The sequence below is a fragment of the Fodinibius salsisoli genome, from assembly GCF_026229185.1.
Lineage (GTDB): Bacteria > Bacteroidota > Rhodothermia > Balneolales > Balneolaceae > Fodinibius > Fodinibius salsisoli.
The window spans coordinates 305,080-331,228 of the sequence record NZ_JAGGJA010000002.1; the positions used below are offsets into that span (position 1 = coordinate 305,080).

General features: G+C 44.2%; 18 protein-coding genes. 7 read left to right on the forward strand and 11 right to left on the reverse strand.

The window, feature by feature from the left end; genetic code table 11:
* The first annotated feature begins 352 nt into the window (after positions 1 to 352).
* A complete protein-coding gene (locus J6I44_RS04125; protein ID WP_265764724.1) occupies positions 353 to 847 on the forward strand; it encodes a cupin domain-containing protein in 495 nt (164 codons plus the stop codon).
* 387 nt (positions 848 to 1,234) lie between these two features.
* Entirely contained in the window at positions 1,235 to 1,363 is a 129-nt protein-coding gene (locus tag J6I44_RS04130) for a hypothetical protein (protein ID WP_265764725.1), read from the forward strand.
* Positions 1,364 to 1,806: 443 nt separating this feature from the next.
* Here J6I44_RS04130 and cysN read toward each other — a convergent pair whose 3' ends face one another.
* The 5 genes from cysN to J6I44_RS04155 form a co-directional block, all read right to left on the reverse strand.
* The gene (gene cysN, locus J6I44_RS04135) at positions 1,807 to 3,087 is read right to left on the reverse strand and encodes a sulfate adenylyltransferase subunit CysN (RefSeq protein ID WP_265764726.1); all 1,281 of its coding nucleotides are present in this window, start codon (positions 3,085 to 3,087) and stop codon (positions 1,807 to 1,809) included.
* A gap of 75 nt (positions 3,088 to 3,162) precedes the next feature.
* Positions 3,163 to 4,068 carry a sulfate adenylyltransferase subunit CysD gene (gene cysD / locus J6I44_RS04140; protein WP_265764727.1) on the reverse strand — a complete coding sequence of 302 codons (906 nt, stop codon included), beginning with the start codon at positions 4,066 to 4,068 and terminating at the stop codon, positions 3,163 to 3,165.
* Positions 4,069 to 4,492: 424 nt separating this feature from the next.
* Positions 4,493 to 5,026 (reverse strand): adenylyl-sulfate kinase, encoded by a 534-nt coding sequence (cysC, locus tag J6I44_RS04145; RefSeq protein WP_265764728.1) that lies wholly within the window; start codon positions 5,024 to 5,026, stop codon positions 4,493 to 4,495.
* 212 nt (positions 5,027 to 5,238) lie between these two features.
* On the reverse strand, positions 5,239 to 6,003 hold the full coding sequence (gene cysQ, locus J6I44_RS04150) for a 3'(2'),5'-bisphosphate nucleotidase CysQ (protein ID WP_265764863.1): 765 nt from the start codon (positions 6,001 to 6,003) through the stop codon (positions 5,239 to 5,241).
* A 537-nt stretch (positions 6,004 to 6,540) separates the two neighbouring features.
* Positions 6,541 to 8,310: an SLC13 family permease gene (locus J6I44_RS04155; RefSeq protein WP_265764729.1), complete on the reverse strand. Its 1,770-nt coding sequence runs from the start codon at positions 8,308 to 8,310 to the stop codon at positions 6,541 to 6,543.
* Between the two features lie 533 nt (positions 8,311 to 8,843).
* Here J6I44_RS04155 and J6I44_RS04160 point away from each other — a divergent pair.
* The 4 genes from J6I44_RS04160 (at position 8,844) to J6I44_RS04175 (ending at position 16,389) form a co-directional block, all read left to right on the forward strand.
* Positions 8,844 to 10,433: a capsule assembly Wzi family protein gene (locus tag J6I44_RS04160; protein WP_265764730.1), complete on the forward strand. Its 1,590-nt coding sequence runs from the start codon at positions 8,844 to 8,846 to the stop codon at positions 10,431 to 10,433.
* A 126-nt stretch (positions 10,434 to 10,559) separates the two neighbouring features.
* Positions 10,560 to 12,311: a capsule assembly Wzi family protein gene (locus J6I44_RS04165; protein ID WP_265764731.1), complete on the forward strand. Its 1,752-nt coding sequence runs from the start codon at positions 10,560 to 10,562 to the stop codon at positions 12,309 to 12,311.
* Positions 12,312 to 12,340: 29 nt separating this feature from the next.
* Positions 12,341 to 13,450, forward strand: coding sequence for a glycosyltransferase (locus J6I44_RS04170; protein WP_265764732.1), 1,110 nt, complete (start codon positions 12,341 to 12,343; stop codon positions 13,448 to 13,450).
* Positions 13,451 to 13,878: 428 nt separating this feature from the next.
* Positions 13,879 to 16,389, forward strand: a complete 2,511-nt coding sequence (locus J6I44_RS04175; RefSeq protein ID WP_265764733.1) for an SLBB domain-containing protein — start codon at positions 13,879 to 13,881, stop codon at positions 16,387 to 16,389.
* Positions 16,390 to 16,952: 563 nt separating this feature from the next.
* On the opposite strand, the gene J6I44_RS04180 is transcribed toward J6I44_RS04175, so the two are convergent.
* On the reverse strand, positions 16,953 to 18,272 hold the full coding sequence (locus tag J6I44_RS04180; protein WP_265764734.1) for a glycerate kinase type-2 family protein: 1,320 nt from the start codon (positions 18,270 to 18,272) through the stop codon (positions 16,953 to 16,955).
* A 619-nt stretch (positions 18,273 to 18,891) separates the two neighbouring features.
* Positions 18,892 to 19,650, reverse strand: coding sequence for a sugar transferase (locus J6I44_RS04185; protein WP_265764735.1), 759 nt, complete (start codon positions 19,648 to 19,650; stop codon positions 18,892 to 18,894).
* Between the two features lie 485 nt (positions 19,651 to 20,135).
* On the opposite strand from J6I44_RS04185, the gene J6I44_RS04190 reads away from it, so the two are divergent.
* Entirely contained in the window at positions 20,136 to 20,879 is a 744-nt protein-coding gene (locus J6I44_RS04190; protein ID WP_265764736.1) for a sulfotransferase, read from the forward strand.
* A gap of 120 nt (positions 20,880 to 20,999) precedes the next feature.
* On the opposite strand, the gene J6I44_RS04195 is transcribed toward J6I44_RS04190, so the two are convergent.
* The 4 genes from J6I44_RS04195 to J6I44_RS04210 form a co-directional block, all read right to left on the reverse strand.
* Positions 21,000 to 22,241, reverse strand: a complete 1,242-nt coding sequence (locus J6I44_RS04195) for an O-antigen ligase family protein (RefSeq protein ID WP_265764737.1) — start codon at positions 22,239 to 22,241, stop codon at positions 21,000 to 21,002.
* 17 nt (positions 22,242 to 22,258) lie between these two features.
* The gene (locus tag J6I44_RS04200) at positions 22,259 to 23,161 is read right to left on the reverse strand and encodes a glycosyltransferase family 2 protein (RefSeq protein ID WP_265764738.1); all 903 of its coding nucleotides are present in this window, start codon (positions 23,159 to 23,161) and stop codon (positions 22,259 to 22,261) included.
* 16 nt (positions 23,162 to 23,177) lie between these two features.
* Positions 23,178 to 24,728, reverse strand: a complete 1,551-nt coding sequence (locus J6I44_RS04205; RefSeq protein ID WP_265764739.1) for a flippase — start codon at positions 24,726 to 24,728, stop codon at positions 23,178 to 23,180.
* A gap of 97 nt (positions 24,729 to 24,825) precedes the next feature.
* Entirely contained in the window at positions 24,826 to 25,893 is a 1,068-nt protein-coding gene (locus J6I44_RS04210) for a hypothetical protein (protein ID WP_265764740.1), read from the reverse strand.
* Positions 25,894 to 26,149: the final 256 nt, after the last annotated feature.

Here is a 26,149-nt window from a genome sequence, read left to right on the forward strand (position 1 = left end):
ATCTAAATTAGCTTCATTTCCATCACTAAGTGGTACATTTTACAAAACATCATCGCATGATTGGTTTTCGACTAAAGCCATCGACAGAGTCAACTTCAGCTGCTTGGTCGGTAAACACAACAATTGGAAGCCCGAACCCGCCAAATTGTGCCCCCTCGCCGGCCTGTCCAGCAGCCCGGGCATCACCAAGTCATAGCATTCGGGACAGGCTTTGCCAAGGGAGGCTACACTTAAAACTGTTCACTATTCCAATTTTTAATTCCCCATCCTTAGTTATACTTCTCTTTCATAAGAATTGCTTTTTATGTATCCTCCATTGCTAAAAAATATTACCGTAAATAGTATTTCTTCCATGAGCGATTCAATAACCATTTTTGAGCGTGCAGCAGCAAATGTAAAAGAACAGGGCTTTACTATTGTAGACTCTGACCAAGAACGTCCGTGGGGTGGGTTTTTTGTCATCAATGAACAGCAGGCGCTACAGTTTGCCCGGACCTACTTCCCGGAGCAGGCTATTGAAGACTTTGAGGATGCAGGTAAGCTGAGTCCTAAAATTTTGGTGGTCAGGCCCGGGAAGAGGTTGTCGTGGCAGTATCATCACCGGCGGGCCGAAATATGGAAAGTGCTCGAAGGTCCGGTAGGCGTCGTACGGAGTGACACTGATGAGCAGGGCTCTCTTGAAAAACATATCTCCGGCGATACCGTTAAGCTCCAGCAGGGAGAACGCCATCGGTTAGTAGGGCTGGACGAGTGGGGCCTCCTGGCCGAGATCTGGCAACACACGGATCCCGATAATCCCTCCAATGAGGAGGATATCGTCCGCGTCCAGGATGATTTTGGGAGGTAACATCCATCAAGCCCTGCCTCTTACTAAGGGAGATTCTCTGTATCTTCTCCAGCCCTCTTGCAACTCATAGTCCATAGGCTATAACCGCTTGAAAACAGAATCTTCCAATAGCCGTACAAAATTATTTTTAACCGGTCAGCGGCCAGATACCTGTGCGAGAATAATGACTCTATCACAGCCCTACCTGCGCCCTAATTTCTCCACTTCCAGTAGGAGTTGGTAAGGAGATGGTAGGGGCTTGGCAGGGAACAGGCTACGGGCTGAATATTTCATTTTGGGAGCTATCAAAGTAGGAAATGTCAGAAAGTCAAGCTAAATGACGTTTTTGATTCCATCTTGCCTGGTCCCGCTTCTGTGGGCTGTGTCATTCAAAAAAGTGATAGAAGTATGGCATTAATTATGATCGGGCAATCATTTTTTTGCCACTCTTCCCTGCTCCGGAGGGAAGGGCCGGGGATGGGTCACCGCTGCACGGCACTCCGCTCCGTTGCTGAAGGCTTTACCACGCCGAAGTAGCTCAGCTACGTAGGCTGTGCTATAGGAGCGTAAGTGACCTTTCTTAAGGGAGAATATTTTGTTGTCTGCCTCAAACTCTTCATTCACCTACCTTAGAATCCTTCACTTCCAAATAGGTGCAGCGTAGTCGAAGGGTACATCAGGCAATGCTAATTAGCCCAAAAAACTGCGGGAGTATAACCCCCTTAGAGCTGTGTGGGTCACCATTCGAGCATTGGGTACTCATCGGATGAGTACCCAAAGACATAGTTGAGTGTTTGGTCAAATCACTCATCCGATGAGTGATACTGCCCCACTTTCCGCTTGAGACTCCTCGTCGTAAGCGCCTGGGAGTGACAAGATGGGGTGAATCATGCGCATAAAAAAATATCTGGCCGCAGCACGTAGCATAACGACCAGATATTCTAAGCTTTTATATAAAATAAGGGGGGGGGATCGAAACCTTACAGGATCATTCCGGCTCCTACCGTCTCATTGGTATACTCATCAATAATGATAACGCTTCCCGTGGCACGGTTCCGCTTATAGCTGTCATAGAAGAGCGGCTCCGTGGTGCGGATATGAATACGTCCAATATCGTTTAGACCGATTTCTTTATCTCCTTCCACCCGGTGCAATGTATTGATATTCACCTTGTACTTCACCTCTTTGATGATACAGCGAGCATCCTTGGTGGTATGCTTGATGGCATATTTGCCATTAGGCTTGAGTGGTTCTTTGTTGAGCCAGCAGACCATCAGATCAATATCCTGCCCTACGGTAGGCTGATTGTCGGGCTTAGCAATCATATCTCCGCGACTAATGTCGATATCGTCTTCAAGGGTCATTGTAACCGACATAGGAGCAAAGACCTCTTCTTCCTCATTCTCATAAGTCTCTACCGTATCGATGGTGCTGGTAAAGCCGGAAGGAAGTGCAATTATTTCATCACCAGGCTTAAAGACGCCACCGGCTACCTTACCCGCATAGCCCCGGTAATCGGGATATTCTTCGGACTGCGGACGGGTAACCCACTGTACGGGGAAGCGACTGTCCACGTGGTTATGGTCGCTGTCAACCTGTACATTCTCGAGGGTATAGAGCAAAGAGGATCCGCCGTACCAAGGCATATTATCCGACTTATCCACTACATTATCCCCGTAAAGCGCACTGATGGGGATATAGTGAATGTCGGGAATATCCAGTTTAGAAGAAAAGGAACGAAACTGTTGGCGAATTTCCTTAAAACGCTCTTCGCTGTAATCCACCAGATCCATCTTATTGACACAAAGGATGATGTGCTCAATCTGTAGTAAAGAAGCGATGAATGAGTGCCGACAGGTCTGCTCAATGACGCCATTACGGGCATCAACCAGGATGATCGCCAGGTTAGCTGTGGAGGCGCCGGTCACCATATTCCGGGTATACTGCACGTGGCCCGGGGTGTCGGCGATAATAAACTTACGGTTGGGCGTCGAAAAGTAGCGATAAGCTACATCGATGGTAATGCCCTGCTCTCGTTCGGCAGACAGTCCGTCAGTTAATAATGCCAGGTTCGTGTATTCATCTCCCTTCTTACGGCTGGACTCCTCGATCTTTTCCATCTGATCATCAAAGATGGCCTTAGAATCGTATAGCAGACGGCCAATCAGTGTACTTTTGCCGTCATCTACACTCCCCGCCGTTGTAAAGCGGAGGAGGTCCATATTAAGATATTTGCTTGCTTCAGTTTCGTTAGTACTCATTGTCAAGAATTGAGAATTGTAAATTAAAAACCAGGAATTAAAGATAATTCCTAATTCATAATTGAAAATTTTTAATTAGAAGTAGCCTTGTTTCTTTCGTTCTTCCATAGCGGCTTCAGCCCGCTTGTCGTCCGTACGGTTGCCTCGTTCCGTAATACGTGCGGAAGCAACTTCTTCAATAATTTGGGGGACGGTTGCAGCATCCGACTGAAAAGCACCGGTACAGGTCATATCTCCAATCGTTCGGAAACGTACGGTTCTGGTTTCATACTCTTCTTCATCAGTAAGAGTGATAAACTCCGACTTGGCCAGGAAAGTATCTGCTCGCTCAACGACCTCACGTTCATGAGCCAGGTACAGGTCCGGGATATCAATATCTTCTGCAGCAATATACTGCCATACATCCATTTCGGTCCAGTTACTCAGCGGAAATACACGGAAGTGCTCGCCATGCCCCTTCTTGCCGTTATACAAATTCCAGAGTTCCGGTCGCTGGTTCTTGGGATCCCACTGTCCAAACTCATCACGGTGAGAGAAAAAGCGCTCTTTAGCACGTGCTTTCTCTTCATCGCGTCGGGCGCCACCGAAAGCGGCATCAAACTCATGCTCTTCCAGCGCCTTAAGTAGAGCAGGAATCTGCAGTTTATTCCGGCTGGCGTTAGGACCGTTTTCTTCTCGTACTTCTCCGGAATCGATCAGATCCTGAACTTTGGCTACAATCAGCTCAACACCAAGTTCATCCATCAGGTTATCGCGAAATTCAAGGGTTTCATCAAAGTTATGACCGGTATCCACATGCAGAAATGGAAAAGGAATTTTGCCCGGCCAAAAAGCTTTCTGTGCGAGCTTGGCCATTGTGATCGAATCCTTGCCTCCGGAAAACATAAGGACCGGATTCTCGAACTGAGCGGCTACCTCCCTCATTATGTGAATAGATTCAGCTTCTAACTGCCGAATATGGCTTAATTTGTACTTACGCATAGATAAAATTCTGTATTGATTTTATGAAGCTGCTAAAGCTAAGCATTAATAGTAAGAAAAACCATGTATGATTTACGTTATTTAACAGCCTGTCTACTATCAAAAGTTAAAAATGTTTCGACTGACTTTTGAAATACAGCCTACTATTTCGAATCCCTTTACTCCCTAATAAAATATCTGACGAACTGTCCATCAGTCAGGGTTAGGGATAAGGGCATTATTCAAGCATCCCATACTTATGGGATGAGTAACAGGAGCTCTTATTCAAAAATGAGTTAAATCACTCATCCAATGAATGATACCGACCGATTCCCATTTGGGATCCCTTTCTCCGTTTGCATGACAACAGTCAACTTCTCTTTTTCAACTTTCAAAGATAAGAGTTCCCAGTTACCGAACCTGCAAAATGAACGATAAACCGCTGTTACCCTTCCCTGTTTTCCAGGTAATCCAAAACCATCTGAACGCCTTCTTCAGGTGTAATATCCGTGGTATCAATTTCAAGTTCGGGGTTTTCAGGGGCTTCATACGGATCACTGATGCCAGTAAAGTTATCAATCTCGCCTTTACGGGCCTGGGCATAGAGTCCTTTAACATCGCGTTCCTCACAAACTTCAAGCGGGGTAGAAACGTAGATCTCCACAAAATCCTCACACATATTACGGACAAAATCTCGTGCTTCCTGGTAGGGAGAGATGAAGGAGCCAATGACAAAAACCTCGTGTGCCTGCAGGCGACTGGCGATGTAGCCAACACGCTTAACATGAGCGTTACGTTCTTCTTTGCTAAATCCTGTCTTGGGGAAGACTTCACGGATGGCATCTCCATCGAGGTGTTCTACCCGATAGCCCCGTTCTTTCAAGGCCGGGTATACTTTTTCTGAAATAGTACTCTTCCCGGATCCGGACAAGCCGGTAAACCAAAGAACCGCCGGCTTTAATTTCTTTTCTTTAGACATAATGACTATAAGTATAGCGTTTTAAAGGTTTAGTTGATTTATGACGGATGACCAATGACGGTATTTATACTAATGGAAAATTTAGAATGATGAATTTTGACCAGTTAATATTTATAGAATAAGATCCAATCCTCAACAAATTCTTACATATTTTTCTGGCAATAGAAGAAAAAGTGACAATATAGCTTGATTGACAATCAATAATTCATCATTCAAAATTTAAAATCACCTTCCACTCCTATCAAAAAGCCCGTGTTCTTCAAATCAGGCTTATTATAGGTCAATGGTGATGGATGGGCCCCTTCGCGTGCGGAATATCGATACACACAATCCCCAGCGGCCACATCCCATTCCATTGTAGGCCCCATACGTGGATAAATGTCAGCCTCACCTTCCGCTACCAGGCAAAACTTGATCGAACTTCCGGCCGGCACCGTCTTGGTTACCGTCAATCCTTTTTCTTCCAATTCTTTGATAAGGCTATTAGAGCCGTGCGATCGACTTTGTACCGCCGTCAGCTCGCTTTTGCCATCGCTAAGCTTCGAGTAAATACGTTCTGGTTTTTCATCGGCGAGCTGTTTAAAGGCGCCCTCCTCTTTGGTGGCATAATAGGTTGTTTGTTTATCGGGTACATAAACCACCCCTAAGACGGGTGTCCCCTGATCAATAAGGGCTATGTTAACCGTAAACTCCCCATTCTTTTTAATAAACTCTTTCGTCCCGTCCAAGGGATCAACAATCCAGAAACTTTCCCAGTTTTTGCGATCCTCGTATTCGGGGATACCGGATTCTTCCGAGATCACCGGCGTATCAGGATCGATCTCGGCGAGAGCTTCAACAATAATATGGTGAGCAGCAAGGTCGGCCTTGGTCAGCGGAGAATCGTCGTCTTTCTGCATGACCTCCACATCATCATTATAAAATTCCAGCATTGCCTCTCCAGCCCGCTTTGCTACCTTAACAATTTCTTCAACCATTACTGCCACGCTAATTTATTATTTGATATTCTAAATCTATTTCGCGCCAAAGATAGTAAATAATTAGGCTTCTTCGAATAAGGAAATAGTATCTTTTTAATGGGCCTCTGGGCCTTTCTGTCAGAAGTTGCAAACATGCCATCGTTTATCTGCTGGCAGAATCTTGATTCCAGTTGATATGGTTGGGAAAGCTTCCCGACCTACACAGGCTAAGTCCTAACGCTCCCTTCCCTACCCTATGGAATCCTCCGAGAAATCGTAGGGTCACAGTGTAGCATGCCACTGGGCCTGCTTGTAGGAAAGGGGCAGCCTGTGCTACAAAGTCTTTAACATAGTAGTGGGATGGGGCATCATTCGAGCGTTACATACTCATCAGATGAGTATGCCTACTATATTCCTCATTTGAGACTCCTCGTCACAAGCTCCTCGGAGTGACAACATGGGGATGGATTTGGATCAACCTGCCAAACATTTCACATTCACCCCAATACATGCACTCTGAAACTTTAGTAGACTTACATCTTGCATCCTAAACATTTAAAACGGCCAGATCATCGGTACTAATATGATGGTAATCGTGGCGACCAGCAGATTCAGGGGTAAGCCTATTTTCGTAAAATCCGTAAATTTATATCCCCCCGGGCCATAGACCATGAGGTTCGTCTGATAGCCAATAGGTGTTGAGAAGCTGGCAGAGGCTGCCATAATGATCGTCATTACAAACGGCATATAATTAACCCCAAACGAAGCAGCCATCGATATGGCAATGGGGAAAATAAGCACGGCCGAAGCATTATTGGTAATGAGTTCGGTGAGTATCCAGGTAGCCAGGTAGGTGCCAATCAAGGCTAAGTGGGGATTCGATTCTACAACCCCTAAAAAGCTCTCGGCCATAATTTCAGCGGCTCCGGTCTCCTGCATCGCATTCCCTATACCCAACGAGGCGGCTATGACCAATAATACGGACCAATCAATATAGCTTTTGGCATCGGCAGCACGGCAACATTTGCTAAAAATCATCAAGCCTGCCGCCATAAAGGAGGCTTGAAACATCGACAGCAAATTAAAGGCCACCGAACCGACCATGATCCCCAGGATAGTCCATGCAACCCCTGATTTATCATAATTCGGGGGACTGGAGCCACTGATGCCGCTGACCAGAAAATAGTCGCTTGAATTTCTGTATTGCTGCAAAAAGTTCGGATGCGCCTCCAGCAGCAAGGTGTCGCCGGTCTGTAGCCGGATATCTCCTATTTTTTCTTTCACTCGCTCACCATTCCGCGCCACAGCTAACACTACTGCGTCATAGAGATTCCGAAATCGCCCTTCTTTGATTGTTCGTCCATTAATGGGATGCGTCGGAGAAACGACCGCTTCAATCAACAGTCGTTCTCTGCGGGTAGAGTTAAGTTTGAAAAGCTGATCTGTTGCAGGACTGAGTCCTTTCATCTGCTGCAGATCAACAATAGAATCCACGATGCCGGTAAAGATAAGCCGATCTTTGGCCTTAAGACGGATTTCCGGATCGACGGCCGCCAGGATTTGATCTTCCCGGTAGACTTCTGCCAAATAGAGTCCGGGCAAGTTACGAAGGCCGGCTTCCTCTATGGTGCCCTCTACAAGTGAACTGCCTTCATCCACCAGCATTTCAATGGTATATTCCCGCGGATCTTTAAAGGTGTCAAAGCCGGAACCGCGGATGGGCAACATCTTGCGACCAAAAAGCGCCAGATAAATAAAACCGGCAATAGCACAGGGAATACCGACCAGCGCCGGCTCAAAAAGTCCCAATGATGCAGAGCCCGTCTCCTGTATCAGGAGACCGTTGACAATAAGGTTCGTACTGGTCCCAATCAGCGTACAAGTGCCCCCCAGAATAGCTGCGTAACTAAGCGGAATTAAAATTTTGGAAGCCGGGATACGATTCTTTCGAGCCCAGTCTTCCAGGGCCGGAATGAAGGAAGCCACAACCGGGGTGTTATTCAAAAAAGCACTAATCACCATTACAGGCGCCATAATACGCAGCTGGGCCATTCGAATACTGCGCGAACGGCCCACAATCTTATTTACCACAAACTGAATGGCCCCGGTCTCTTTAAGACCGGCCGCAACTACATACAAGGCAGCAACGGTTAGCATCCCCTGGTTAGAAAAGCCTATGAGTGCATTGACTGGAGAAACTGCCTGACCTACAATAAGAATGGTCAAACCACTGAGGAATATGACATCCGCTGATATGCGTGTCTTAATAAGAAGAATCAAACATAAAATAATGACGGCTACGACCGTCCATCCGGCAATGGTCATGAACTTTTTCCTCCGTTTATAATTTTAGCCTGAGGTAAAGAAAAAGAAATATTGGAAGCTTTCAAATCACATAATACGTTTTATGGTTCTAAATATATTGTGTTAACGCGTTTAGCGGTTGGAAGAATAATGAAAAGCTTGATTTCACAGACGCTGGCTATAGTTTAAAATGGGTCATCCCCTACGCACGGTGTGCTTCCCGAGAGTAGGGAGATGATAACACACCTATAACCTGTTTCTGTTCTTAGAACCCAATGATTACTATGATAAAAAATGATTTAACTCTTAAACGCGTTATCGTGTCAGGAACATAAAGATAGAGTCTCTGTTTATTAAATGTGAGATTTATGAATTTTAGCTATTTTAGTTGCATCCCATTACTTTAAGGTATTTACTAATCACAGATCAAGAAGCTATTGACTTCAATTAATTTCATCTACCGGTCTCAGTCTAATCTTTTTGCACTCTTTGCGTTGCTGTTTGTTTGTTCTTCGACCTCGTATGTTTATGCCCAATCGATTCCCGTTGGCAGTATGAGCGATCATCAATACCGCACACTGCAGCTTCTGTCAGATTCAACCATCCAGACTTCCTTAATGAATCGGTCGCTCTGGATGGGCGACTATCATAAGCTGACTAACCAAACCTCATCAACTGCCAAGGGCTGGTGGACCCAGAACCTGGAAGGGCCTGAGACTACTTTTGCCAATAATTTCTTTAGAGCAGGTATCTACAATCCGGTATTCACCAACACAATTAATAGTGAGCTGCCCTATGGGGGAAATAATGGAGCCGCCTGGTATGGGCGGGGACTGAACACCGAGCTGCAGGGAGGTTTTTATCTTACATCGGACTATCTTACGGTTACCTTCCGGCCACATCTGACTTATGCCCAGAATAATGATTTCGCCAAACCTCGCTTCATCCCAACCAATGAGGATGGCAACCCTCAATACCGGGCTATCTTTGGAGGCATCGACATGCCCTATCGGTTTGGTCCCGATGGCTATAGTGATTTTGAGTGGGGCCATTCTTCTGTTAGTATTCACTATAAAAGTATTGCAGCAGGCCTGAGTACCGAACCACTCTGGTGGGGACCAGGCGTCCAAAATGGGTTGTTACTGAGTAATAATGCATCTGGCTTGCACCATGGTTTTTTGGGAACTCGTACTCCTATCGTCTTTCCCCTGGGTATCGGGAGCTTAGAGTTCAAAGTAATATGGGCTTATCCTCAAGACTCTGAATACTTCCAAACAACTCCGTCAACGGACAAGGACCGCTTCACCACCGGACTCAATGTCATATTCACCCCGGGCTTTGCGCCCAACTTAAGCCTCGGTTTTGGACGCTTCAGTCATAAATATATTCCAGAAAGTGGCTTAAAATTCCAGGACTATGCAGCTACGCTTCCCTTTTTCAATGAGCGTCAAACGAGAAGCAGTGATGCTCAAAACCAGCTGGTTTCTGCTTTCTTTCGGTGGGTCTTTCCGGAAAGCAATGCCGAAGTGTATGGAGAATATTTTCGGGAGGACAGCTATTTCAATGCCCGCGACCTGTTCATGGAACCGGACCACGACCGCGCATTTACCCTTGGTCTTCAAAAGGTAGTAGAAACCAATAACTGGTTCGATTTCTTCAAATTCACGGGCGAAGTAAATTCGCTGGTCCCCAATCGCACCGATGAAGTGCGTCCACAGACCTATTATTACCGTCATCAACAAATTAAACAAGGACATACCAACCAGGGCGAAGTATTAGGTGCTGCTATCGGACCGGGTTCGGCCAGTCAATATATTGGCGCAGAAGGATTTTTTGAGAACGGTATGATGGGGGTATTTGTCCAGCGGGTCGCAGAGAATGATTTTTTCCATTACGAATACAATGATACGAATCAACCCAATCCACCAGTCGGAGATATTTACCGCCATCGTATTAACTTAAATATTGGATTTACAGGCGCTTACCAAACCGGTCCCTTACTGCTGGGAGGCAAACTCATTTGGAATAAAAATTATAACTACGGCCGGTATGAGTATGGAAACCCGGATATTGATTTCGACACTACCGGCCAGAATGATAAGATAAATATTCAACTCCAGCTCTCTGCTCGATACTTGTTTTAACCCTATGAGCTTATAAAAAGGGTTTTAGATCCAAATCCTGATCCATAAGCTGGTGGACAGATTGAAAAAATGGTTTCGCAAAAGCCAGCGCAAAAAATTACATCAACAAAGCAAAACATTGACACTTTGACTTCATCCGCTGCATATACTATTCAAGGCCAATACCCTCTTGTTGCGATCCTCATACTGGTATGTCTCAACTTGGTTCCTGCACAAACTGCTGCTCAAACGGTTCCTGTTGGCGATTTTCGGGATGACCAGTTCCGATTGCTTCAACTGCTTTCAGATTCTACTGCCGAAATATCATATATGAATCGTCCGGTTAGCAAGGAAAGCTATCAGAAGGTCCGAAGAAATTTGGGCTATTCAGATTCGTGGTGGGCCTCTCCGGACAGTACCCCTAAGATTAACATCTCAGAAGATTTTACCGTCGGATTTTATGAACCTGTGTTACAGGCCACCCAAAATACAAAGCTGCCCTATGGTGGAAATAATGGAGCCGCCTGGTATGGTCGAGGCATCAATACCGAATTTCAGGGCGGCGTCTACCTGACTTCAGACTACCTGGATATTAGTTTTCGTCCCCACTTAATCTATACCGGGAACAGGGATTTTGAAGCCCCCCGATTCCTTCCCCGTGACAGTGAGGGCAATGTCCGTTATGTAGCCCCCGGCATCCTTCCGGAAGATACACTCGATCAGCGTATCGACCAGCCGTTCCGGTTCGGCCCGGATAGTTATACTACTTTCGACTGGGGCCATTCTTCCATCCGATTCCACCATCATGGTCTTGAGCTTGGCATTAGTAATGAACCTCTGTGGTGGGGACCAGGCGTACGGTATGCCTTGGTGATGAGCAACAATGCTTCGGGGGTGCCACATGGCTTCTTGGGCAGTCGCGAGCCTATTGAGCTTCCCTGGAATATAGGCCATCTCCAATTTCGCTGGATAGCAGCCTGGCCCCGAGACTCCAAGTTTTTTGAGGATTCTATATCCATTCATTATGAGAAAAAGCGGTTCATGAATGGTCTTAACCTGATTTATTCGCCTTCTTTCCTGCCGAACTTTCACATCGGTACAAGCCGGATCATTCAACAATACATTCCTGATGGTGGGCTAAAAGCAGCCGATTATTTTGCTATCTTCCGTTCCTTCCCCAATCCGGATGAAAAAGCATTAAATAGCGCCCGCGATGCGAGTCATTATGAAGATAAAAACGCCCTTAATTCGGTCTACTTCCGATGGGTTCTTCCGGAAAGTAATGCTGAAATCTATGGTGAACTCTATAAGGAATCTCATAACTGGAATTTCCGCGACTTTCTAATGGAGCCCCAACATGGCCGGGCTTATACTTTTGGCGTACAAAAAATCATTGAAAGCAACTGGATTGATTTTGTAAAAGTGAACGCCGAAGTCAATTCCCTTCTTCCCGGTCGTATCGATGAGGTTCGCCCTCAAACCTATTACTACACCCACAAAAGAATCAAGCAAGGACATACCAACAGGGGACAACTTTTGGGAGCAGCCATCGGTCCCGGATCAGAAAGCCAATTTGTAAGTATTGAAGGTTATTTCAAGAAGGGGAAGCTGGGAATTTTTGCTCAGCGCATGGTCGATAATAACCATTTTCATTATGAGTTTAATCAACGCTTTTATCCCGGCGGTGGATTTAAAGACCAGTTCCACCATCGTATCAACCTGAACCTTGGTCTCACAGGGGCTTACCAAGTGGGCTCTTTCTTACTGGATGGTCGTATTACATGGAATAAAAACTTTAACTACGGTCGCTTTGATTTAGGGAAGCCGGCTTTCTATACTATTGAAGGACATAATGTGATCAATATGCAGTATCAACTTTCCGTCCGATACCTCTTTTAAGAAACTTTGAACCCTTTAGAACTGCTATTTTGAAAACAGCCATTGTAACAGATTTCCTAAATCAATTTGGAGGGGCTGAAATCGTCACTCACCAAATTGCTACCCTGTTTCCCCAGGCTGACATTTATACCATGTTTGGCGAACAGCAAGTAATGGACACTTATTTCGAGGGGCACCGGGTTATCGAGCATCCTAAAATCAAAGATTCCTCTTGGCGTCAAAAGCATTACCGCAAGCTACTTCCTCTCTACCCTACCTATGTAGAAGATTTTGATTTAACCGGCTATGACCTGATCATTTCCAGCTCGTACCTGTGGGCTAAAGGGGTTTTATCTCGCCCGGATACCTTGCATATCTCCTACGTCCACACGCCCATGCGGCAAGCCTGGGTGAAGTATCATGAATACCTGCAGAACGAAAACGATATTGGAAAGTTAACCCGCACGGCCCTCCGATACGTAATGAACTATTTGCGCATATGGGATGTATCCACGGCCAACAGAGTAGATCATTTCATAGCCAATTCGACTACCGTACAAAAACGTATTGAAGATATATATCGCAGGGAAGCTACCGTCATCCATCCTCCGATACAAGTTCAGCAATACCGGGATAAACACAAGGGTGTTGAGCAGAAAGAACACTACATAACGGTGGGACGACTGGTACCTTATAAACGAGTAGATATCCTTATTGAAGCTTTTAATCAATCGCCGGATCGCGAATTATATATTGCCGGTGCGGGTAATGACCGTGACCGCTTAGAATCACTGGTCCAGTCCGACAATATCCATTTTTTGGGCTTTGTGGATGAAGATACTAAAACAAAACTAATTGCACAGGCAAAAGCCTTTTTATTTGCGGCGGAAGAAGATTTTGGAATGAGTCCTGTAGAAGCCATGTCATTGGGCACTCCTGTTATTGGATATGGTCAGGGCGGCACCCGGGATTATATTCAAGATGGGATTAATGGCTGTTTTTTTGAGGAACAGACGCCCGAATCATTGCTACAGACTATCTCGGTATTTGAAGAAACAGAGTTTGATTCTCAAACGGTCAAGCAGTCTGTGACTAAATTTGATGAAGCCCATTTTCGTCAACAGATACAGTCATTTATTGAAGGTAAGCTGAAGGACTAACCTTCTGAATACCTTTAGAGATACTTATCCGATGGTTTTTTAGGGGCGTCGGTGTCTAAAAGAGCTGGGGATAGATCATCTCATAGCCCGGAATACGTAGCATTTTATACTCATCGGATGAGTACAAAAAGACATAGTTGAGTATTCAGCCATATCACTCATCCGATGGGTGGTATCAGCCTATTGCCCATTTGAGACTCCTCGCCGCTAAGGCTTCGGAGTGATACTGGTGCAAACGTACAACAAATAAACTGCAGCTCGAATTTTACTACTTCCCATCTCAACCCTCGATACGCAAACAGCCTCTCATCGGAACATAATGTGTCAAACGAACTTTAGAAGTTATAAAATCAGAATGTAAGTTTATCACTAAATTCATTATTTTAAGCGCTTAGAAAAATTCAATATCCAATAAGATTATACTATCAATGCGATTGACAAAGGGACTATTACCTCTTCTACTTTTGTGCTTTGCTACCCTTGTACAGGCACAAAATCAAAGCCTATCTGATATCGATTTCAAGAGTATTAGAGTTGACCAGCTTTCCGACCAGCAGATTCAACGCATATATGATGCTGCACAAGCTCGTAGTCTCTCTATCGATCAGGCCGTTCAATTAGCAGTATCCCGGGGGTTACCCCAATCGCAGGCCAGTAAATTACGGCAACGCCTTCAGCAAGCGCGCAGTGGAGGCCTCGGGGGAGACACAACCCAGGGACTACAGACCGGGCAGCTTAGAACGCAAGTTGAAACAGAAGGACCTCCGGCCGATCCCACAAAATTTGATTCCCTGTATGCCCTTTCCGATTCGCTGGAAATGGCTAAAAGACAGCTTCGTGAAAAAATATTTGGATATAAGCTCTTTACCGATGACCGAGTGACGTTCGAACCTGCACTGAATATCCCTACTCCCAAAGATTATGAGTTAGGTCCCGGCGACGAAATTATCATCGATATATGGGGAGCTGCTCAAATGAATTACCAGCTGCAAGTAACGCCGGATGGCATGATTAACATCCAAAACATTGGCCCTATCAATGTTAACGGCCTGTCCATTGACGAAGCCTCCAACCGGCTTCGCTCCCGCCTTGGAGATATCTACTCCGGACTGAATCCACAGAACGAACAAAATAAGGACACCTACATGCAGCTGTCCCTGGGACAGGTGCGCAGCATCAAAGTAACCGTGCTAGGCGAAGCTAATGTGCCCGGAACCTACACGTTGTCATCCTTTTCCACGGTATTTAACGCCCTCTACGCTGCAGGCGGCCCCAATACACAGGGAAGCTTCCGAAAAATCAACGTCATGCGTGGCGATGAGAAAGTCGCTACTTTTGACCTTTACGACCTGCTCATTTATGGTAACCAGTCCCAGAATATCCGGCTGCGCTCGCAGGATATCATTCAGATCCAGCCTTATCAGAACCGTGTAGAAATTGAGGGTGAAGTCAAACGACCCGGCATCTACGAGCTTGTGGGCAATGAAACCTTACAGGATCTGATCGTCTATGCCGGCGATTTCACCGACCAAGCCTATACCGATCGCATTAAAGTGGTTGGCAATACTCCTAAGCAGCGTCGAATTTCGGACGTCAACAAAGGTTATTTCGATGATTATGTCTTATCAAACGGAGACTCCGTAGCTGTAGGAGAAATATTAGATCGTTTTACCAATAAAGTTGAAATTGAAGGCGCCGTTTTTCGTCCCGGCGAATATGCTCTAAATGATACTACTTCCCTCTATTCGCTCATCCAACGTGCCGACGGACTGATGGGGGATGCTTTCATGAACCGTGGGCTCATCTTACGTACTCAGGACGATTATACCATGGAGACCATCTCTTTTAGCGTACGAGAGCTGATGCAAAATCCCGAAGCTCATAATATCCCCCTGAAGAAAGATGATATCGTTCGTATTAACTCTATTTTTGATCTGAGAGAAGAATATACGGTTGGCATTAAGGGACCGGTACAAAGTCCGGATGAGTATGAGTATGCCAAGGGCATGACGCTTGAGGACCTCATCTATATGGCGGATGGCTTTAAAGAATCTGCCACCCCTTATCGTATTGAGGTTGCCCGCCGCATCCGTGATGTAGATGACCTGACCGGCAACCGGTCATTTATTGCTGATATCAAAACCTTTAACGTAAACGAAGACTTGAGCCTTGGTGAGGCCGGCGCTAACTTTGAGCTGCATCCCTTTGACCAGGTCTATATTCGTGAGCTTCCAAATTACGAAGAACAGAAAGAGATACATGTTGTTGGTGAAGTGCAGTACCCCGGGAAGTATGCCATTTCATCGCGTACCGAACGCATCTCTGATATTATAGAACGAGCGGGCGGGCTGACCAATGATGCCTATACCGAAGGCGCAACCCTTTTCAGGAGAAGAGAATTTACCCAGCAGGAGTCTCAGCAAATGCTTGCCAACGTAGAAGGAACTGAAGCTCAAGAACAGCAACAACAAAGACAACAGGCCCAGCGCAGTGAGTCGGCCCAGGTCGGTATTGAGCTTCCGGAAGTACTTCAAAATCCGGGCTCCAGGTATGATCTATTACTCGAGGAGGGAGATTCCCTGTTCGTGCCCCAACGGCTTGAAACCGTGACTGTTGAAGGTGGCGTATTCTATCCCACGACCATTCGCTTCGAGCCTGGCCGTTCATTTTCTGACTATATTACGGCTGCCGGTGGATTTAATGACCTTGCCCGAAAAAAGAAGGCTTATATTATCTATGCCAATGGCGATGTGGATAGAACCAAGAAGTTTTTATTCTTCAAAAATTATCCCTCTGTACAGCCCGGGGCTACTATCGTCGTGCCGGAAGAAGATCCCAATGAAGGCCTCTCTACCCAGGAACGTATCGGTATATTGTCAGCAATTACCTCTACCGCGGCCCTCATAGCAACGACTATCGTTCAGATCACGAGGAATTAAGAGGAGATGTGGATTTCCTCCTACAATATATATTCTGAACGAGACGAAGTGGAGCTGAAGAATCTCACTGGATCAATGGAATACAGATTAGGCTGATAATCACAGTTTTTTTGCGAGAAATCAGTATTCCTTGTTTTATGGGTGATTAGCCTCAAAACTGATTGCCCAAACCTTAAAACTCTTAACCTCCTCTCTCGGAGGGTAAATTTACCCTGTAACAGGTAGTTTACAATAGTAGGCCAGACATCTTGTCCGGCTGATAGCATCTTTATTATGGTTGTTACAGTCGGGAAAGATTCCCGACCTACTACGTATTTTATCATCAATAATCCCCATTCAGGAGATATAGGGTTCCACCAAGTTATTTAGACTATACTCATCGGATGAGTAACAGGACCCCTAACAAACAATGAGCAAGATCACTCATCCGATGAGTGATACCAGCCTATTCCTTGTTTGAGACTCCAGTGGAATAATATTCCACTGGGCACGCCGGGATAGGGCAACACATCTGGCACTCCCTCTTCCAAGGAAGAATTCTTATTGCCTTATCTAAGACAGGCTTAGCCCCCAATCTCAATCCAAACCACATCCATTAAATTATGACCCGTGGCCCCCGTTTTTAGAAGGGTATCCATCTGCTTGTGGAAATGATAGGAATCATTACGCTGCAGGTAAGTTTCCGGATCTATATCATTATTGCGAGCCCGCCCTATCGTCTCACCGTCAACAAGAGCTCCCGCCGCATCCGTCGGACCGTCAATCCCATCGGTACCAGCACTTAGCCAGCTTATATTTGGCTGATTAGCGATCTTTAAAGCTCCACGCAGTGCTAACTCCTGGTTCCGTCCTCCTTTTCCTTCTCCCGTAACTTTTACCGTTGATTCCCCATAAAATATAAGCAGCGTTGGCCTTTCCTGAGTGCCTTCCTTCTCCAACTGATCCTTAATTCTTTCATAAACAGTAGTAGCAACCGTTTCCACCGGCTCATTAAAAGGCTCCCTGGCTACCCATACCTGGTACCCGTCCTCTGCCGCAAAGGCCTCTGCCTGCCGGGCAAACTGACCAGCCGAACTGATTATCTGTGTTTGCTCACCAGCAAAGGATATCTCCCCCGGCTTTAGCGTTTCCTGCCAACGGCCTGCTATTCCCAACTGAATATGTTTTCGTACTGACTTGGGCACTTTATCCCAAATGCTTCGTTCTTTTAAGACGCCTTCTGCATCTGAAAAAGTCGAGGAATCAGGAACGGTAGGCCCGCTTCCGATAACAGCCGGATGATCACCCGGCACATCCGAAATAATCAAATTAATCAACGTCGTTTCATGGGATAATGAACGAAGCAACTGCCCTCCCTTAATATCTGAACAATGCTTACGGACGGCATTCATCTCATAAATCCCGGCACCCGAGTTATTCAAAAGGTCGAACGTTTGATTAAGTTCTTCGATAGTAATGTCCTCTGCAGGCTGACACATTAATGAAGAAGTGCCCCCCGAGATGAGGTTCAATACAATCGCATCTCCGGGTATTTCCTTAAAAAAAGAGATCGCCTGCTCTCCGGCCCTCAAACTACCCCTGCCCGGCACCGGATGTTCTCCTTCAATGATCTCATCCGCCGGCACAGAAACCGAAGCCTTCGAACCGGCTGTGATTACCAGACTCCCGGCTATTCGACCTTCCATAATAGTATGCACCGCTTCATACATGGGGATGGAGGCCTTCCCCGCCGCAAAAACATAAACGGGATGTTCCTTCAGGTCAAAGCCCGACGCCCCAACGCTCAACTTATGCCCTTTACAAGAGACCCGGTCCGCGATGGCCTTCTGGGGTGAACAAGCATCGAGGGTACGGAGGAAAAGCTCCTTCAGATATGTATGCATAGAGACTACTGGTTGTCTATTAAGCGTATCAAATATTTATTGCAGTCTAAGTACGCACTTATTTTAATGGAAATAAAGTGTTTTTCTTTCCATGGGATATCTGATTTATAGCAGGAAAATGATAGCTCTCCAAGCCTAATGAATAGGGTCCACAGCCCACGGGGCGAATCCATCCAAGTGCTTTAAACTTCACACTTTCGACTTATTTACTACAAAAAAACCTCTCCGCTATGCCGTACTCCCAAAAGGGAGATTTGTCACAGCTCATTTGTCAACAAGTTTAAGACCGGTGGCAAACTGATTTTAATACGACCGATCTAAGAAAAAAGGTTCGGTTCGTTAAGGCAAAGGAGACGCTGAGGATTGAAAAAAACTGTCTAAATCAGAAGTGAGTTTTTATTCTTTGATCTGAGGTGCCTCTGGTTACTTACTGGTCTCTTTTTCCAGCTGGCGATACCTTTTAGTCTGGTCGCGCTTCTGTGGGATGTTCGTTCCAAAAATAGAACAATATATCACCTATACGACATCCCCTGCTCCCTTTGGCATGAGACAATTACATTATAATTTAGAATTATCACAGAAGTGTACAACCCATTAAGCCTTTACCCGCCCTAAACAACTAATGTCCATCCGTATCCAGATGAATCATTTTAAGAATGGTGTGGCCTAAAATATTTAAATCCAGGCCCAGACACTGTTTTTCAACATAAATAAGATCGTAGTCTAAACGCTTCCTCATATGATCTACATCCAACGTTCCCCCTCGGTACCCTTTGACCTGAGCGAGTCCTGAAATGCCGGGTTTGACTGCATACCGGTAATAAAAATCATCATACATGTTATTCCAGTGTGCGCATTCTTCAATCGCATAAGGCCGGGGACCAATAAGACTCATATCTCCCTTCAACACGTTCAGCACCTGTGGCAATTCATCCAGATTGGTCATCCGTAATAAACTACCAAACCAGAAGACTCGCTTATCGTTTTCTTGGGTTACCACCGGTTTGCCATCAATACGCCGAAGATCCAGCTGATGCATCGTCCGAAATTTATAACAGACAAACTCATGCCCATGTTGTCCGGTTCTGCGTTGCTTGTATAGAACAGGTCCCTTAGAGCTTAGCTTAATAAATAGGGCAAAAACGGGATACAGCAATAGGAAAAACAGAAAAGCAAAACATCCAATAAAAATGTCGATACTTCGCTTACCCCTAAAGGTATTATTTGCCAGTGATTCAAATTTTGAATAACTGCTATCCGCACCGTTAGCAGACGCTATATTAGTATCGTACATCTCTTGTACAATACATTGCCTGACGGTTTGATATTTCTCTTGAATTAGGTTTTCAGGGGCAACCGACTCGCTTTTATATCCCATCTTAATAATTTATTAAGAATTGTAGCTAACTGGGCTTATAGCTAATAGTTATGTTCAGGTTCAAAAAAATCTAATATAAAACTATTTCACTCAATAGTAAAAAAAGAACTCTTTTTAAGATTAAAATAAAGTCCACACCTCAGTTATAAATACTTTCTATTGAGCAATAGGACCATCAAACAATATTTACCAGCATTGATTGTTTATGTTTCAAGATAAATTGATTTATTTATCTTGAATTAGACAATTGAGTTTCGCACAGAATGATATAGGAAGATGCTAACAAAATATCTACCAGTTGCAATTCCTTTGCTTTGTTGAATAATTAGTAAGCTCATCGATGAAATGTTCTTAGAAGATTATTGCTTCCCCATAGATTTGTTTCTAAAGCAAAATTATTTTTTTAATATTTCTTATTTAATCATTAAATAAATGAACATTTTACACATTACTAGTTTTTCTAACAAGAGAGGCAATAGTAGAAAATGATATTTTGTATTATCGGTTATTCAAGGTCAGGCACTACTTATTTATCTAATTTAATTTACAACAACATTGAATGTAAACAATTCAATGAGCCTCATCTTTTGTGGAAGAATATCGATAAGTTTAATATCTACGATCAGGTTAAGCCCGTTAAAAATGAATACTTAAAAAAATTTGTTGCACGGAAGCTTCGACATGACAACAAAATTGTCATTGAAAAATCACCTCCGAACCTTTTTAGACCAGAAACAGTAAAGTATGTATTACCAGAGGCTAAGATATTATTCATCGAAAGGGATGAGCAAGCCTGCTTGCAATCTAATGTAAAAGCAACGCTGAAACATGGCGGATTTAACCCAGCTAAGTATTTACAAAAATCACAACCAGATGCATATAATTTAGAAAAGGGACAAAATCCCCAAAATACGCTGCTATTACACAAGCAGATCCATTCCTCCCAGGTTTTTAATTTCACCAAATACTCTCTTCTTAAATTTAACCACTGGCGCAAGGGACTCTACCCTTTTGGTCCTAAACTAAGTGGATATGACAAGTTAATGCGCGAGAGAGGACCTGAATATTACCATACCAAATGCATTGATCTAATAAAAGAATACAAGAAAAAATATATCAAACTATTTGATGACATCCATTTTATAAAACTGGAAAAATTAGTAGAAAATTCAAATAACTACCTGGATGACATACTTGGTTTTATAAAAAGGTACAGTAGTGAAGCTTAGATCACTCAACCATTGTCCTTAACTTTTGAAGACACTTAACTCCTCCCGGGAGGTATCAATCCGCTGGCTTACATTGTAACCTATTCTAATAAAAGTATATAACTTTCTATGAATTCAGATTTACTTTGAACCGCCCAGCACGCTAATCTTGACCCGTTTATAATTTCCTTTATGCATCATGAACAGTCCAACCGAGATGGTAAAGGGAAGCATGTGTGAAGGGGTTGTAAAGCGATGCGCGGTAAACGAGGCAAAAGTGATAGTAAAAAAAACGATCAATAAGTAATCGCGGATCACCGGCTGGGTTTTAATACGTTTGAGATATAAAAAGAGCGATACCCAGAACGTTAAAAACAGAGTCAATCCTACGATACCCTGTTCCGCAAGAAAATGTAAATACGAATGATGAGCATGTGCATCGGTATGTGCTTTTTGGGGCTGGGCATTGTAGGTTAGATAGGGAACAATCTCTTGCAGATCATACGGCCTGTCGTCGTACGACCCTACTCCATTGCCTAAAACGGGCGATTCCAAAAATATATACCAAGCCCTGGGGAAGGTATAGAATATTCTGATCATCACATTGGCACTTTTCTGTTCTACATCATTATCAAGATCTATCTGAACATTATTTTGAGTAGCAATCTGTCCTTTGTAGTAAGGGTAACCGATCATCAGGCTGCCAGCAGTAAACAAAATGGGTATCAAAAGTAACAACATAAGTATTTTCATACGCTCGGTTTGTACACAGTACCAAGCCATAATGCCAAGTGCTAACCCCAGGATAGATCCGCGGGAATAGGTAGCTATCAAAATGATTAGGACTAACAGAAATAAAAATAGCTCCTTTTTACTGCCACGGTGATACCAGTAGGCAAAGCCCAGTGCACCTAAAGTGGATAAAAAACCACCTACTGCGTTTTGTGCGTAAAACAATCCACTGAAAACTATTTCATGAATATTACCTAAAAAGTTAGCGGTTAACAGGTGATATACAAATAACAGTCCATAAAGAATGACGCCAAACAGGTAGAACTGGCGAAAATGGTTCCGCAGCTTAAATTCAAAGCTGAACAGGGGCAAAATGAGCAGCGGCGCATAGGAAATGATAAAATTGCCGTCGCGCCGGTAAAAGCCAAATTCAACAACAGAGAGAGGATGGTACAGCAGTACACTCATTAAAAAGAGTGCCAAGAAAGCATACAGCCACGCAATGGGCCGGGGCAGCTCATTTTTGTTAAATGCATAAATAGATAATGGAATCAACAGGGTCAGTAAGGGACTAACATAGATGAAGTTGGTCACTGTCCCAAATAGTGACACCAGCGCCAGTCCCAATACAAATTTCTTCTGTAAATCCACTAGAGTAATCCGTTACACTATTTATTAAAGGTAAACATTAGTTTTATGATCATGGGGATGCGCTTCCACTGGCCTCTTCGTACTCTGTTAATCAAAGCATAAAAAATAGATAAATAGGCACAAGGCAAATATAATGGGAAAAATTTATAAGTGAACTTTAATCGGTTTTTGAGCTGATAATAATCGGATTTTTCACTCCTGTTAGCTCGCTGTAATTGGTTTCCCCCAGTAGATGCTCCCTCCTTATGATAGACAACACTTTCCGGTGCAAATCCTAATGAAAATTGTGGCTTAGCCCGTATTCCCCAATCAAGTTCTTCGTAATATAGAAAATAATCTTCACTCAACCATCCCACCTCGTTGAGGAAGCGCCGGGATACCAGCATCGAGGCCCCGATAACGAAATCAAGATTTTCTTCAATTTGCTGAGGATTAAAGGAGGTTTCCACAGACTGATGTTGCCCAAAATTGTTGGTCGTCGCCAACCATTTGTTATGGCTTCCTCCGCCCAACACTTGGATGGTATCACGCTGGTGGTAATAAATAAGTTTAGACCCGCATATACCTATGTTGGTATCTTTTTCCATCCGCTGGACGAGGTGAGAAAGAGCATCTGGATCCACTACGGTGTCATTATTTAACAACCATACATAATCAGTTCCTTCGTTAAGTGCCTGTTCAATACCTAAATTATTGCCCCCGGCAAAGCCCAGGTTTTGGTCACTTTCAATGAGATGGACCTGCGGAAATGCCCTGCTGATCTTTTCTGGGGATCCGTCAGTTGATCCATTATCAACAACAATGACCGAATAATTAGGGTAATCGAGGTTATCCAAAGAATGGAGGCATTCGATGGTATCCTGCCATCCGTTCCAGTTGACCAAAATTATAAATATCCTGGGCGTTAAAGATATATTCATTGGCAACGGGGCTTAATTATTCGTTAGCAATCTTTTTATGAAAAATTTTGGTCTTAAGTTGCCGATACAACTCCAGCAAACGAGACCGTTCTCCGGGCTTTAAAGTAAATTTCCAGATAGCTAAAAAAACGGCGACTCCCATCACGATTCCTATTCCTAATAACACATTTCTATTATCAAAAATAAAAAGAATAGCTGAAGACACTATTATGCAAACGGTAAAGCCCCATACCTGTGCTTGGATAGCATTCCCTTTTTGAGAAATAAACCCTACCAGACGATTACTAAAAAAGAGCAACAGTCCAGCATCAATGGTAACCCGCAGTACCCATGCCAGGGCAACGCCTGTAATGCCCATCGCCTGGGTTAAGAACCAGATCATTGCTAAATAAACAGGCAACTCTGCCATATGAAGCTTGGCCGTAATATCTGGACGACCAATGGCCTGTAGCATAGTATAAGGCACAGCCGCTATCGAATTAATCAGTACACCTATGCCCAAAAGTTGTAAGACATGGGTACTGTTCTGTGCAAACTCATCGCCTATCCAATAGTAAAGTAATGGCTCGGCACTGAGAACAAGAAAGGTAATAATAGGCACCAGCACTAGTAACAGGTACCGAATAGATTTTTGATGAAGGGCGGTCAGCTTTTCTTTTTTCTTTAGTGAGTACACGCTGAATGCCGGAAACATCACGCCCATAAAGCTGCCAGAAACCATTAACAACCGGGTCACCATTTCGTAAGGAGTGGTGTAATAGGCCACGGCCGTCATCGTCATCATGGCCCCTAAAATAAATCGGTCAATATAGACCATAAGAGGGCTGATAAGATTACTGACGGTAATCCAGGCCCCAAAACTCAACAACTCTTTAACCCACTGTAAAACAGGATACTGATCTAAACGAAGGTTTAAGTCATTCTTTAAACAATAAAAGAGGTACATTACAAAAGTGACAGCCCGTGCTATAACCAGTACAATGACCACATGCTGCAACTGATTGCTGAACGGTAATACCAATAATGGCCCAACATAGTTGATAATACTGGCCGGCACTTTTATTAGGTTAACAATTCCAAATCGTTGTTGGGCCTCCAAGGCTCCTCGGGCTCCTATAGATCCCAGTACCAGGGGGATGGATATGCTTAGTACATAAAAGGCTTGGGTAGTTTCACCGATAAGTTCTGAAGGGATATTCAGTATATTTTGGACAAGATAAGGTGTAGCTATAACGATAATTCCTCCTCCTATTATTCCCAGTCCAATAAGTAAGAATATAGAAGTAAGAATTATAGGTGAAAGCTGGTCAGCGCCACGAGCTTCCTGATCGGCTACAAACTTGGTGGTGGCCCGCCCCAGTCCCATATCGAAAAGGCCAAAATATCCAATGACAATCCAGACGATGGTAAGCACACCAAAACGCTCAGTTCCAAGACCATCAATCACGAAAGGGATAGCCACAACGGCAAATAAGAGTGGGATTCCCCTGCCCATGATATTAATCAGGGTATTCTGTCCTAAAATACCCTGTTGCTTTGATGACGAATGGGAGGACGAAGAATTCATCTATAGTTGTGCTTCCGAAACGGAGTTTAGGATAACTAACAGGATTTTATAAAAGTTTCTGTAGATTAGAGGAACAAACATTTCTCGGAATACTATCCTACATATTCCGGCTAACTTTTTGATAGACATCCCGGCTGGCGATAAACACGAAAGAGACCACAAGGCCTACTAAAAAAGACAGTATCAAAATGAGGATGCGCTGGGGCTTACTTTTTTCTATAGGAACATTGACCGACTGCAGCGGCTTAAACACCGGCGTCTGTTCCTGCACTTTCATTTTGGCCTCCATTAGCTGCTGAGATACACTGTTGTACATATTATAAGCTAAGTCAAATTCGGCCTGCAGACGCTGCTCCTCTGCCCGGGACTTAGCTGTAGCAAGATTAACATTCTGATCTAAAAAGTTAGCAAGCTTATCCTGTACCTTCTTAAGGCGCTCTTGTGCCTGCTCATGCTGTGTCTGTGCAAACTGCAGATCTTCCTTTGCCTTCTGAGTACTATAAGCTTTGATAAAATCCTTGAGCATGTTAATTACTCCCCGGTTAATCTGGGCGGCGGCAATGGGATCCGGCATTGTGGATGTTACCGTAAGAACTCCAGTTTCGCTACTGAGCTCTATAGTAATTCTTTCCTTCATTTTTTTAATAATTTCGAGCTCGTCACTTTTTAACTCAACAACGGCATCTTCATTAAATTGAGTTCTCAACCATTCCGGCAACTGTTTTACAGGGTCCGGGGAGCCAAGCTTTCCGGGCAGTTTAAGGGTGTATTCAATCAAAAACTCAAAAAGAGAAAGGTTTCGGATATCTTCAAAGTATGTATAGCCGCTCACCGTGGTATCAAGCTCTGAAAAATAGATCTCCTTCTGAAGCAGTTTATCCTGAAAGCCTAAACTCTTTATTATTTGGGGATAGACTTCCGGTGCGATCGTTCCCTCTTTGGAAAGTTCCATTGATCCCAGGCTGCCCAACCCAAGCATACCTCCATAACTTTCCAATAAATCACCTGCAGAACTTTCACTGCTTTTCACTTCGGGCATCAACAATGCCTCCGAGGTATATTCAACCGAACTAAATAAGGCAATAATCAATCCCAAAACTACAAAACCACCCGTTATTTTGGCAATCAACCGGCGTTTTTCTCCCAATAACCGAAGTAGCTCCACGATATTAACAGCATTATCATCATTTGCTTTTTCCTCCTCGACAGGTACCAGCCGATACTCCCGAGCCGATAATTCCTGGGCCTTTTCTTCTCCGGAATCGTTATGTTCGTGACCTTTACTCAGCTTTTCCTCTTTACTTTAAAACTATATTTCGCTTACAGCCACAAATGATACGGATTTTTATGGTGCAGAGAAAGGCGATTCTTGGCACCAAGATTATAGCTCTGCTGGAGAATATCCAATTTCAATTGGACTC